Here is a 12,319-nt window from a genome sequence, read left to right on the forward strand (position 1 = left end):
CCGATCTCGCACGGGATCCCGATACCAGTCATGGCCGCTCGCCCGCTGACCTGGCGCGAGGCGGCCCGAGAGGGAGTACGAGAAGGTGGCAGCACCTAAGAAGGGCCGGAGCGCGAGCGCCCAGAGCAAGCCAGGGCGCTCGCTGGCCCTCATCCTGATCGCCATCGTGGCGCTCACCGGGGGGATGTTCGCCTCAGGGCACACCACTCCGCGTCTCGGCATCGACCTGGCCGGCGGCACGAGCATCACGCTCACCGCGGTACCGGAAAAGGGCCAGGAATCCGCGATCAACAAGACCAACATGGACACCGCGGTCGACATCATGAACCGCCGTGTCAATGGTCTTGGTGTCTCCGAGGCCGAGGTTCAGACCCAGGGCGACAAGAACATCATCGTCAACATCCCCAAGGGCACGAACTCCAAGGAGGCGCGGGACCAGGTCGGCACCACCGCCAAGCTCTACTTCCGGCCGGTTCTGCAGCGGGAGGCCGCCGCCGGCTCGACGACGCCCACCCCGAGCGCGAGCCCCAGCGGGAGCGGCTCCCCGAATGCGTCCAGCACCGGCAAGGCCGGCGCCGAGGACTCCGTGAGCTCCGGCTCCGCCAGTCCGTCGGCCACCGCCACCTCGCAGGGCCGCGCCGTCACCGACGCGCTGAAGGCGGACGCCACGCCGTCCGCGAGCAACAGCCCCAAGACGTCCGGCAGCCCTTCGCCGTCCGCGTCGAGCGGCTCCGACGCCGCGGCCGGCAAGCTGCAGCAGGAGTACGCCGCGCTCGACTGCGCCAATCCGAAGCAGCGGGCCGCCGCCGGCAAGGGAGCGAAGCCGGGCGAGACCACCGTCGCCTGTGGCCAGGACGGCGAGGTGTGGAGCAAGTTCGTGCTGGGCCCGGTCGCCGTCGACGGGACCGAGATCAAGAAGGCCCAGGCGACCTTCAACACCCAGAGCGCCGCGGGCTGGCAGGTCGACATGACCTTCAACTCCAGCGGTTCCAAGAAGTTCGCCGACGTCACCAGCAAGCTGGCGCAGCAGACCACCCCGCAGAACGAGTTCGCCATCGTTCTGGACGACAAGGTGGTCTCCCACCCCTACGTCCAGAGCGTCATCTCGGGTGGTACCGCGCAGATCTCCGGCAGCTTCACCCAGGAAGAGGCCCAGAGCCTCGCCAACATGCTGTCGTACGGCGCCCTGCCGCTGACCTTCAAGGAGGCCAGCGTCACCACGGTGACCGCGGCGCTCGGTGGTGAGCAGCTGCAGGCCGGTCTGATCGCGGGCGCGATCGGTCTCGCCCTGGTCGTGCTCTACCTGTTGGTCTACTACCGCGGTCTGTCGCTCATCGCCATCGCCTCTCTGCTGGTCTCCGCCGCCCTCACCTACGTGATCATGGCGCTGCTGGGCCCGACCATCAACTTCGCGCTGAACCTGCCGGCCGTCTGCGGTGCCATCGTCGCGATCGGCATCACAGCGGACTCGTTCATCGTGTACTTCGAACGCGTTCGCGACGAGATCCGCGAGGGCCGCTCGCTGCGCCCCGCCGTCGAGCGGGCCTGGCCGCGCGCCCGGCGCACCATCCTGGTCTCCGACTTCGTGTCGTTCCTGGCCGCCGCGGTGCTGTTCGTCGTCACCGTCGGCAAGGTCCAGGGCTTCGCGTTCACGCTCGGCCTGACCACCCTCCTCGACGTGGTCGTCGTGTTCCTGTTCACCAAGCCGTTGCTGACGCTCCTGGCGCGCAGGCAGTTCTTCGCGAGCGGTCACAAGTGGTCCGGCCTCGACCCGAAGCGACTGGGTGCCAAGCCTCCGCTGCGCCGCACCCGCCGTCCCGCCGGTCCTGCCGCCGGCCCTGTCGACCCGAAGGAGGCGTGAGATGTCGAAGCTCGGCAACCTCGGCGCCCGACTGCACCGTGGCGAGGTCGGCTATGACTTCGTCGGCAACCGCAAGATCTGGTACGGCGTCTCGATCCTGATCACCATCACGGCCATCGTCGGCCTGGCGGTGCGCGGCCTCAACATGGGCATCGAGTTCGAGGGCGGAGCGGTCTTCACCACCCCGGAGAAGACGGCCGTCTCGGTGGCCCAGGCCGAGAAGTACGCGGAGGAGGCGTCCGGCCACGACGCCATCGTCCAGAAGCTCGGCAACGGCAGCCTGCGCATCCAGGTCGCGGGCATCGACACCGGCGCGGCCGACAAGGTCTCGGCGGAGCTGGCCAAGGACCTGGGCGTCAACGAGAACGACGTCACCGGCGAGCTGGTCGGCCCCAGCTGGGGTGAGCAGATCGCCGCCAAGGCCTGGCAGGGCCTCGGCATCTTCCTGGTACTCGTGGTGATCTATCTGGCGATCGCGTTCGAGTGGCGCATGGCGCTCGCCGCGTTCGTCGCACTGATCCACGACATCACCATCACGGTCGGTATCTACGCCCTCGTCGGCTTCGAGGTCACACCGGGCACGGTGATCGGTCTGCTGACGATCCTCGGTTACTCGCTCTACGACACGGTCGTCGTCTTCGACAGCCTCAAGGAGCAGACGAAGGACGTCACCAAGCAGACCCGCTGGACGTACAGCGACATCGCCAACCGCTCGATCAACAGCACCCTGGTCCGCTCCGTCAACACCACGGTGGTCGCGCTGCTGCCGGTGGCGGGCCTGCTGTTCATCGGTGGCGGCTTCCTCGGTGCCGGCATGCTCAACGACATCTCGCTGTCGCTGTTCGTCGGCCTCGCGGCCGGTGCGTACTCCTCGATCTTCATCGCCACGCCGCTCGTCGCCGACCTCAAGGAGCTCGAGCCGCAGATGAAGGCCCTGAAGAAGCGCGTGCTCGCCAAGCGGGCCCAGGCCGGAGCGCAGGGCGAGCCCGCGGACGCCCTGGCCGACGACGAGCAGTTCGACGACGAGCCGGAGGACGCCGCCCCCGCGGTCGTCGGCCCCCGCGACCAGCCCGCGTCCCGCAACCGGGGCCGCGGCCGACCCTCGGGGAAGCGCCGATGACCGGCATCGAGGAGCTGCTGCTCAGCCGTATCCGTGACGTCGCGGATTACCCGGAGCCGGGCGTGATGTTCAAGGACATCACCCCGCTCCTGGCGGACCCGGCAGCCTTCACGGCGCTCACCGACGCGCTGGCCGAGATCGCCGCGAACACCGGCGCCACGAAGATCGTCGGCCTTGAGGCCCGAGGCTTCATACTCGGCGCCCCTGTCGCCGTCCGCGCGGGCATCGGCTTCATCCCGGTCCGCAAGGCGGGCAAGCTCCCCGGGGCGACGCTCAGCCAGGCGTACGACCTGGAGTACGGCTCCGCCGAGATCGAGGTGCACGCCGAGGACCTGAGCGCGGGCGACCGCGTCCTGGTCGTCGACGACGTGCTCGCCACCGGCGGCACGGTTGAGGCCTCTCTCCAGCTCATCCGTCGTGCCGGAGCGGAGGTCGCCGGTGTCGCGATTCTCATGGAGCTCGGGTTTCTCGGCGGTCGGCAGCGGCTTGAGCCTGCGTTGTCAGGTGCACCTTTGGAGACGTTGATCATCGTCTGAGGTCGGCGTCGGAAGGTGAAAAAGGGTGCTCCGGGTTTCCCGGAGCACCCTTTTCTGTCGATGTGAGCGAAATGTGTAGATGCAGTGACTTTGTCATGCCTTAGGCGGTTTTCCTCAGAAGTTGCTCAACTTCCTTGATGTGCGTCGGAGGTGATGAGCAAGATCTATTCCGACCAGCCCGCCGGCTCGACCAACCCACCTGTGGGTGCCGGCGGGGACCAAAAACGGAGGAACCAAGTGTCAATCTCGCGCAAGATCGTCACGGGGGCCATGACCCTTGTATCTGTGGCAGCGATCTCCGCCGCAGCGGCTCCCGCGAACGCGACGCAGGCAGACGCCTCGTCCGAGCGCGCTACGCGCTGTTCGAGCTCCTGGAAGAACGCGGGCGCCGTCCCCGGTCGCTGGAGCAAGGTCAAGAACTCCGACTGCAGCATCATCGGCCACGACGGCTTCAAGATCGGCTACCAGTGGGCTGTCGAGCGGGGTGGCCGCATCTGCGTCAAGGTGAAGGGCTTCGATGCTCAGCACAAGGCGAAGTGGTACGACGCCGGCTGCGCCAAGAACGGTTCCGTCAAGGTGCCGTGGGGGAACGTCGCCGGCATCAAGGAGATGAAGGTCAAGGGCACCGCCCTCTTCAAGTGGCGCTGACCCACCGCCCTCTTCAAGTGGCGCTGACCCCTCAGCAGTTGTCCGCGAACACTGGACGGACCGGCTGAGATTCGACCGGCCCGGCAGTTGCGCGCCGACCGCATAGGGTGACCGAGGCGGGCCCGGAGGAATCCGGCGCCCGCCTCGTGCGTTTCTTGGGTTGACGGCCCTCACATCGGGCTCAAGGCGATCCTGGGGCGCAGGATCGCTACCATGGGGTTTCCGGAGCCTGACCGGGGGACCCGGATCGCGCACGAGGAGCCCTCTTGCCAGACGAGGCCCAGCACCTGACCGCCGCCAAGCCCGAGTCCGCCTCGGCACCCGCGGCGAAGCCCGCGCCGAACGCGCCGCACGCGAAGAACGACACCCGCGGGCCGGTCGAGCATGCCCAGTCCGCGCCCGTCGACAAGTCGGCCGACCAGTCGCGACCCAAGCCCGCCCCACCCGAGCACCCCGCACCGGCTGTCCGGCCGAACACCGGCCAGCCCGCCCGCTCCGGCTCCTCCAATCGCGTCCGCGCCCGCCTCGCCCGTCTCGGCGTCCAGCGCTCCAACCCGTACAACCCGGTCCTGGAGCCGTTGCTGCGGATAGTGCGCAGCAACGACCCGAAGATCGAGACGGCCACCCTCCGCAAGATCGAGACCGCCTACCAGGTCGCCGAGCGCTGGCACCGCGGCCAGAAGCGCAAGAGCGGCGACCCGTATATCACGCATCCCCTCGCGGTCACCACCATCCTGGCCGAGCTGGGCATGGATCCGGCCACCCTGATGGCGGGCCTGCTCCATGACACCGTCGAGGACACCGAGTACGGCCTCGACCAGCTGCGCCGCGACTTCGGCGACTCGGTCGCCCTGCTCGTCGACGGCGTCACCAAGCTGGACAAGGTCAAGTTCGGCGAGGCCGCGCAGGCCGAGACCGTGCGCAAGATGGTCGTCGCCATGGCCAAGGACCCCCGCGTCCTGGTCATCAAGCTCGCCGACCGCCTGCACAACATGCGCACCATGCGCTACCTCAAGCGCGAGAAGCAGGAGAAGAAGGCGCGCGAGACCCTCGAGATCTACGCGCCGCTCGCCCACCGCCTCGGCATGAACACCATCAAGTGGGAACTGGAGGACCTCGCCTTCGCGATCCTCTACCCCAAGATGTACGACGAGATCGTACGGCTGGTGGCCGAGCGGGCACCGAAGCGTGACGAGTACCTGGCCATAGTGACCGACGAGGTCCAGCAGGACCTGCGGGCCGCCCGTATCAAGGCGACCGTCACCGGCCGCCCGAAGCACTACTACAGCGTCTACCAGAAGATGATCGTCCGCGGTCGCGACTTCGCGGAGATCTACGACCTGGTGGGCATCCGCGTCCTCGTCGACACGGTCCGCGACTGCTACGCCGCCCTCGGCACCGTGCACGCGCGATGGAACCCGGTCCCCGGCCGGTTCAAGGACTACATCGCGATGCCCAAGTTCAACATGTACCAGTCGCTCCACACGACGGTCATCGGCCCCAACGGCAAGCCCGTCGAGCTGCAGATCCGCACCTTCGACATGCACCGCCGCGCCGAGTACGGCATCGCCGCGCACTGGAAGTACAAGCAGGAGGCCGTCGCCGGCGCCTCCAAGGTGCGCACCGACGTGCCCAAGGCCGGCAAGGGCAAGGACGACCACCTCAACGACATGGCGTGGCTGCGCCAACTCCTCGACTGGCAGAAGGAGACCGAGGACCCGGGCGAGTTCCTGGAGTCCCTGCGCTTCGACCTGTCCCGCAACGAGGTCTTCGTCTTCACCCCCAAGGGCGACGTCATAGCGCTCCCGGCCGGGGCCACCCCCGTCGACTTCGCGTATGCCGTCCACACCGAGGTCGGCCACCGCACCATAGGAGCGCGGGTCAACGGCAGGCTCGTACCCCTCGAATCCACCCTGGACAACGGCGACTTGGTGGAGGTATTCACCTCCAAGGCGGCCGGCGCGGGCCCCTCCCGCGACTGGCTCGGCTTCGTCAAGTCGCCGCGCGCCCGCAACAAGATCCGCGCCTGGTTCTCCAAGGAGCGCCGCGACGAGGCGATCGAGCAGGGCAAGGACGCCATCGTCCGCGCGATGCGCAAACAGAACCTGCCGATCCAGCGCATCCTGACCGGCGACTCACTGGTCACGCTCGCCCACGAGATGCGCTACCCGGACATCTCCGCGCTGTACGCGGCGATCGGCGAAGGCCATGTCTCCGCCCAGAACGTCGTACAGAAGCTCGTCCAGGCGCTCGGCGGCGAGGAGGCCGCCACCGAGGAGATCGATGAGTCGGTTCCGCCGACCCGCGGTCGCAGCCGCAAACGCCGCTCCAGCGCCGACCCCGGCGTCATCGTCAAGGGCGTCGAGGACGTGTGGGTCAAGCTGGCCCGCTGTTGTACGCCCGTACCCGGCGACCCGATCATCGGCTTCGTCACGCGCGGTAGCGGAGTATCGGTTCACCGCAGCGACTGTGTGAACGTGGAGTCACTGTCCCGCGAGCCCGAGCGCATCCTCGAAGTCGAGTGGGCGCCCACCCAGTCCTCGGTCTTCCTGGTCGCCATCCAGGTCGAGGCCCTGGACCGCTCCCGCCTCCTCTCCGACGTCACCCGCGTACTGTCCGACCAGCACGTCAACATCCTCTCCGCGGCCGTCCAGACCTCCCGCGACCGCGTCGCCACCTCCCGCTTCACCTTCGAGATGGGCGACCCGAAGCACCTCGGGCACGTCCTCAAGGCGGTCAGGGGCGTCGAGGGCGTGTACGACGTGTACCGCGTGACGTCGGCGCGCAGCCGGTCGTAGGACACGACGAGCTCGTAGGCGTAGCACGAGTACGACGAGAAGGGCCCCGTACGCGACGTACGGGGCCCTTCTCGTCGTAAAGCTGTTGTCCCGAAGCTGTTGTCCCGGCCGTCAGCCGCCGAACTCCTGCAGGCCCTTCAGCGCCTGGTCCAGCAGCGCCTGGCGGCCCTCCAGCTCACGCTTCGAGCTTGTCGGCCCTGGCGTTGTTGCCCTGGGCGCGCGCCTGCTCGATCTGGCCCCTCAGCTTGTCCACGGCGGCCTGGAGCTGACCGGTCAGCCCCTCAGCACGCGCGCGCGCCTCCGGGTTGGTCCGTCGCCACTCGGCCTCCTCGGCCTCCTGGATGGCCCGCTCGACGGCGTGCATCCGGCCCTCGACCTTCGGGCGGGCGTCGCGCGGCACATGGCCGATGGCCTCCCAGCGCTCGTTGATCGAGCGGAAGGCGGCTCGCGTGCCCTTCAGGTCGCCGATCGGCAGGAGCTTCTCGGCCTCCTCGGCCAGCTCCTCCTTCAGCTTCAGGTTCTCGGCCTGCTCGGCGTCGCGCTCGGCGAAGACCGAGCTGCGGGCCGCGAAGAAGACGTCCTGGGCGCCGCGGAAGCGGTTCCACAGGTCGTCCTCGTGCTCGCGCTGGGCGCGCCCGGCGGCCTTCCACTCCGACATCAGCTCGCGGTAGCGCGCCGCCGTCGGACCCCAGTCGGTCGAACCGGACAGCGACTCGGCCTCGGCGACCAGCCGCTCCTTGGTCTTGCGAGCCTCCTCGCGCTGTGCGTCCAACTGCGCGAAGTGCGCCTTGCGGCGCTTGGAGAACGCCGACCGGGCGTGCGAGAAGCGGTGCCACAGCTCGTCGTCCGACTTGCGGTCCAGCCGCGGCAGGCCCTTCCAGGTGTCGACCAGGGACCGCAGCCGCTCACCGGCGGCCCGCCACTGGTCGGACTGGGCCAGCTCCTCCGCCTCGGTGACCAGCGCCTCCTTGGCGTGCCGGGCCTCGTCGGACTGCTTCGCGCGCTGCTGCTTGCGCTCCTCGCGGCGCTTGCCGACGGTCTCGACCAGCTTGTCCAGGCGGGTCCGCAGGGCGTCCAGGTCGCCGACCGCGTGGTGCGCGTCGACCTGCTCACGGATGTGGTCGATCGCGGTCTGCGCGTCCTTCGCCGACAGGTCGGTGGTCTTCACTCGCTTCTCGAGGAGGCCGATCTCGACAACCAGGCCCTCGTACTTGCGCTCGAAGTAGGCCAGCGCCTCCTCAGGGGAGCCGGCCTGCCAGGATCCGACGACCTGCTCGCCGTCGGCCGTACGCACGTACACGGTCCCCGTCTCGTCGACGCGGCCCCACGGGTCGCTGCTCACAGCGCCTCCTCCACATGATGCCTGCGAGGGGCTTGTGTTCCCCCGGGCATCGTCCACAGTTTCGTCACGGCCAACATAGGCGACCGGCGGGTTGCCTGTCCGCATCCCGCGCGACCGAAATTACGCAGTTGGCGGTCAGGATTTGGTGACCGTCGCCTTGTTGATGACGACCGTCGCGACAGGCGCCCCGTCGCCCTGGCCAGTGCTCTCTCCGGCGTCGGCAATCTTCTTCAGTACCTTCATGCCGGATTCGGAAACGGTACCGAACGGTGTGTAGCTGGGCGGGAGCTGACTGTCCTGGTAGACGAGGAAGAACTGGCTGCCGCCGGAGTTCTTCTGCCCGGTGTTCGCCATCGCGACGGTGCCCGCCGGGTAGATGTTGTCCTTGAGGCTTTTGTCCTTCAGGTTCTCGTCCGGGATCGTGTACCCGGGACCGCCCGTGCCGGTGCCCGTCGGGTCGCCGCACTGCAGCACATAGATGTTGCTGGTGGTGAGCCGGTGGCACTTGGAGTGGTCGAAGTAGCCCTTGCCGGCGAGGAAGTCGAACGAGTTCACGGTGTGCGGCGCGGCCGAGGCCTTCAGCGCGATGTCTATGTCACCGCAGGTCGTCGCGAGCTTCATCGTGTACTTCGCCGACTTGTCGACGGTCAGCTCCGGTTCCTTCTTCCAGGTCGCCGTCTTGACCTTGCCCTCGGCGGGCTTCTCGCACGGGTCCTCGGCCTTGGGGGGCGAGCTCGGCGTGACCTCCGAGCTCGCGTTCTCCTTGCTGTCGTCCTCCTTGAGGACCCCGGTCGTGTACAGCGCGAGGCTGCCGATGATGACCACCCCGAGCGCCGACGCGATCACCGAGTTGCGCATGCGCGCCTTGCGTCGGGCGGATGTGCGCCGCTGCTGCTGCCGCAAGAACTTCTCCCGGGCGAGCTGACGCCGCCGCTGTTCCTGGCTGACCACCGGGTTCTCTCCTCATGCGTCGTGTGTGTCGACCGGTACGCGCGCGTCCAATGAGCCGATCGCCCGCGTGTGCCCCGTACCGTATATGGGTTCGCTGAGGAATCGGCAGCGCCGGTAGGCTCTGACGACAGGCGGAGCCCGCCGACAAACCACCTGTGTCGACACAAACCTAAGGACGATCGTGCTCATTGCCGGGTTCCCCGCCGGGGCCTGGGGGACGAACTGTTATCTCGTCGCCCCCGCCGCCGGCGAGGAGTGCGTGATCATCGACCCGGGCCACGAAGCGGCCCCCGGAGTCGAGGAAGCGCTGAAGAAGCATCGGCTCAAGCCCGTCGCCGTCGTCCTCACCCACGGCCATCTCGACCACGTGGCCTCGGTCGTCCCGGTGTGCGGCGCACACGACGTACCGGCCTGGATCCACCCCGAGGACCGGTACATGATGAGCGACCCCGAGAAGGCGCTCGGCCGCTCCATCGGCATGCAGCTGATGGGCGAGCTGACCATCGGGGAGCCGGACGACGTCAAGGAGTTGACCGACGGCGCGAAGCTGGAGCTGGCCGGTCTGGAGCTGACCGTCGCGCACGCGCCGGGCCATACCAAGGGGTCGGTGACCTTCGGCCTGCCCGAGGCGGCGGACATCCCGCCGATCCTCTTCTCGGGCGACCTGTTGTTCGCCGGCTCCATCGGACGCACCGACCTGCCCGGCGGTGACATGGCCGAGATCCTCGACTCGCTGGCACGCGTGTGCCTGCCGCTCGACGACTCGACCGTGGTGCTGTCCGGCCACGGCCCCCAGACGACCATCGGCCAGGAGCGCGCCACCAACCCGTACCTGCGGCAGGTGGCGGCCGGCCAGGGAGCCGCAGAGGCTCCCCGACGAGGAATGTGACGAGAGACTTCCGTGAGCACCTTTCAGGCCCCCAAGGGCACGTACGACCTGATCCCCCCGGACTCCGCCAAGTACCTGGCGGTCCGTGAGGCGATCGCGGCCCCCCTGCGCAACTCCGGCTACGGCTACATCGAGACGCCCGGCTTCGAGAGCGTCGAGCTGTTCGCGCGCGGCGTCGGCGAGTCCACCGACATCGTGACCAAGGAGATGTACGCCTTCGAGACCAAGGGCGGCGACAGGCTCGCCCTGCGCCCCGAGGGCACGGCCTCGGTCCTGCGCGCGGCCCTGGAGGCCAACCTGCACAAGGCGGGCAACCTCCCGGTCAAGCTCTGGTACTCGGGCTCGTACTACCGCTACGAGCGCCCCCAGAAGGGCCGTTACAGGCACTTCTCCCAGGTCGGCGCCGAGGCGATCGGCGCCGAGGACCCGGCGCTGGACGCCGAGTTGATCATCCTGGCCGACCAGGCATACCGCTCGCTGGGCCTGAGCGACTTCCGGATCCTGCTCAACAGCCTGGGCGACAAGGAGTGCCGCCCGGTGTACCGAGCGGCGCTGCAGGACTTCCTGCGCGGCCTGGACCTGGACGACGACACCCGCCGCCGCATCGACATCAACCCGCTGCGCGTCCTCGACGACAAGCGCGAGTCGGTCCAGAAGCAGCTGACCGGCGCCCCGCTCCTGCGCGACTACCTCTGCGACGCCTGCAAGGCGTACCACGAGGAGGTCCGTGAACTGATCACCGCCGCGGGCGTCTCCTTCGAGGACGACCCGAAGCTGGTGCGCGGCCTGGACTACTACACGCGTACGACCTTCGAGTTCGTCCACGACGGTCTCGGCTCCCAGTCCGCGGTGGGCGGCGGTGGCCGCTACGACGGCCTGTCCGAGATGATCGGCGGCCCCGCGCTGCCGTCCGTCGGCTGGGCTCTGGGCGTCGACCGCACGGTGCTCGCCCTGGAGGCGGAGGGCGTGGAACTCCAACTCCCGTCGTCCACCAGCGTGTTCGCGGTGCCGCTCGGCGAGGAGGCGCGCCGCGTCCTGTTCGCCAAGGTCACCGAGTTGCGCAAGGTCGGCATCGCGGCGGACTTCTCCTACGGCCACAAGGGCCTCAAGGGCGCGATGAAGAACGCCAACCGCAGCGGCGCCCGCTACACGATCGTCGCCGGCGAACGTGACCTCGCCGAGGGCGTCGTCCAGCTCAAGGACATGGAGTCCGGTGAGCAGGCTGCCGTCGGCGTCAACGAGATCGTGGCCGAGCTGGAAGCCCGGCTGGGCTGAATTCCGAAAGGGCGGGGACCGGTTCGGTCCCCGCCCTTTGCCGTCCCGCCGGTGTCCTGAACCGAACGCCTTTACCCGTTCGCGCGCCTTTCCTTATGCCCAGCGAACGGTGGGCACGCGTGCGCGTACGGCACAATGTGCCGTGTCCGGAGAAACTCCAAGTCTCAAGTGACGGAATCGGCGTGATGAGCAAGACGACAGTCCAAGACGTCTCCACCGAGCCCGAGCCGGAGCGTGCCGAGGCGGCGCCGCGATCGGCGGGCGGCAGCCGTGCGTTCGCCCTGATGCTGGTGATCACCGGCGCGGCGGGACTGCTTGCCGCGTGGGTCATCACGATCGACAAGTTCAAGCTGCTCGAGGCCAAGGTCGAGGGCAAGACGTTCACCCCTGGCTGCAGCCTGAACCCCGTCGTCTCCTGCGGCAACGTCATGGAGAGCAAGCAGGCCGCCGCCTTCGGGTTCCCCAACCCGATGCTCGGCCTGGTCGCCTACGGCATCGTCATCTGCGTCGGCATGAGCCTGCTCGGCCGCGCCCGCTTCCCGCGCTGGTACTGGCTCACCTTCAACGCGGGCTGCCTGTTCGGTGTGAGCTTCTGCGCCTGGCTGATGTTCCAGTCGCTGTACCGGATCAACGCGCTGTGCCTGTGGTGCTCGCTGGCCTGGGTCGCGACGATCATCATGTTCTGGTACGTGACGTCGTTCAACATCCGCAACGGCTTCCTGCCCGCGCCGAACTGGCTCAAGAGCTTCTTCGGCGAGTTCACCTGGGTCCTGCCCGTCCTGCACATCGGAATCATCGGCATGCTGGTGCTGACCCGCTGGTGGGACTTCTGGACCAGCTGAGGGGCCGGGCCCGGCCGGGCCTTTCCCGGGGCCCGGCGGGATTGTCAGTGCGGTGAT

The 12,319-nt window shown here is 68.4% G+C and carries 9 protein-coding genes and 1 pseudogene; 8 read left to right on the forward strand and 2 right to left on the reverse strand.

Annotation, left to right across the window (positions count from 1 at the left end; all coding sequences use genetic code 11):
* Nucleotides 1-85: 85 nt before the first annotated feature.
* From secD to relA, 5 genes are all read left to right on the forward strand, one after another.
* On the forward strand, nucleotides 86-1,861 hold the full coding sequence (secD, locus tag QQM39_RS37690) for a protein translocase subunit SecD (RefSeq protein ID WP_302002120.1): 1,776 nt from the start codon (nucleotides 86-88) through the stop codon (nucleotides 1,859-1,861).
* A gap of 1 nt (nucleotide 1,862) precedes the next feature.
* Nucleotides 1,863-2,981 carry a protein translocase subunit SecF gene (gene secF / locus QQM39_RS37695; protein WP_302002121.1) on the forward strand — a complete coding sequence of 373 codons (1,119 nt, stop codon included), beginning with the start codon at nucleotides 1,863-1,865 and terminating at the stop codon, nucleotides 2,979-2,981.
* A complete protein-coding gene (locus QQM39_RS37700; RefSeq protein WP_302002122.1) occupies nucleotides 2,978-3,517 on the forward strand; it encodes an adenine phosphoribosyltransferase in 540 nt (179 codons plus the stop codon). Before secF ends, QQM39_RS37700 begins: the two co-directional genes overlap by 4 nt.
* 285 nt (nucleotides 3,518-3,802) lie before the next feature.
* The gene (locus QQM39_RS37705) at nucleotides 3,803-4,165 is read left to right on the forward strand and encodes a hypothetical protein (RefSeq protein ID WP_302002123.1); all 363 of its coding nucleotides are present in this window, start codon (nucleotides 3,803-3,805) and stop codon (nucleotides 4,163-4,165) included.
* Between the two features lie 266 nt (nucleotides 4,166-4,431).
* Complete coding sequence (gene relA, locus QQM39_RS37710) at nucleotides 4,432-6,963, forward strand: GTP pyrophosphokinase (RefSeq protein WP_302002124.1); 2,532 nt, start codon at nucleotides 4,432-4,434, stop codon at nucleotides 6,961-6,963.
* A gap of 111 nt (nucleotides 6,964-7,074) precedes the next feature.
* On the opposite strand, the pseudogene QQM39_RS37715 reads toward relA, so the two are convergent.
* A pseudogene (locus QQM39_RS37715) lies at nucleotides 7,075-8,305 on the reverse strand (DUF349 domain-containing protein).
* Between the two features lie 135 nt (nucleotides 8,306-8,440).
* Complete coding sequence (locus QQM39_RS37720; protein WP_302002125.1) at nucleotides 8,441-9,256, reverse strand: peptidylprolyl isomerase; 816 nt, start codon at nucleotides 9,254-9,256, stop codon at nucleotides 8,441-8,443.
* Between the two features lie 181 nt (nucleotides 9,257-9,437).
* Between QQM39_RS37720 and QQM39_RS37725 the strand changes: the two genes are divergently transcribed.
* From QQM39_RS37725 to QQM39_RS37735, 3 genes are all read left to right on the forward strand, one after another.
* Complete coding sequence (locus QQM39_RS37725; RefSeq protein ID WP_302002126.1) at nucleotides 9,438-10,145, forward strand: MBL fold metallo-hydrolase; 708 nt, start codon at nucleotides 9,438-9,440, stop codon at nucleotides 10,143-10,145.
* Between the two features lie 12 nt (nucleotides 10,146-10,157).
* Nucleotides 10,158-11,420: a histidine--tRNA ligase gene (gene hisS, locus QQM39_RS37730; RefSeq protein ID WP_302002127.1), complete on the forward strand. Its 1,263-nt coding sequence runs from the start codon at nucleotides 10,158-10,160 to the stop codon at nucleotides 11,418-11,420.
* 185 nt (nucleotides 11,421-11,605) lie between these two features.
* On the forward strand, nucleotides 11,606-12,262 hold the full coding sequence (locus QQM39_RS37735; RefSeq protein WP_302002128.1) for a vitamin K epoxide reductase family protein: 657 nt from the start codon (nucleotides 11,606-11,608) through the stop codon (nucleotides 12,260-12,262).
* Nucleotides 12,263-12,319 lie beyond the last annotated feature (57 nt).

Source organism: Streptomyces sp. DT2A-34 (assembly GCF_030499515.1).
Taxonomy (GTDB): Bacteria; Actinomycetota; Actinomycetes; order Streptomycetales; family Streptomycetaceae; genus Streptomyces.

What these genes read in the sequence shown, in the direction of transcription:
- secF (WP_302002121.1), top strand. Translation starts at nt 1,863, where the DNA reads ATGTCGAAGCTCGGCAACCTCGGCGCCCGACTGCACCGTGGCGAGGTC.
- QQM39_RS37700 (WP_302002122.1), top strand. Translation starts at nt 2,978, where the DNA reads ATGACCGGCATCGAGGAGCTGCTGCTCAGCCGTATCCGTGACGTCGCG.
- QQM39_RS37735 (WP_302002128.1), top strand. Translation starts at nt 11,606, where the DNA reads ATGAGCAAGACGACAGTCCAAGACGTCTCCACCGAGCCCGAGCCGGAG.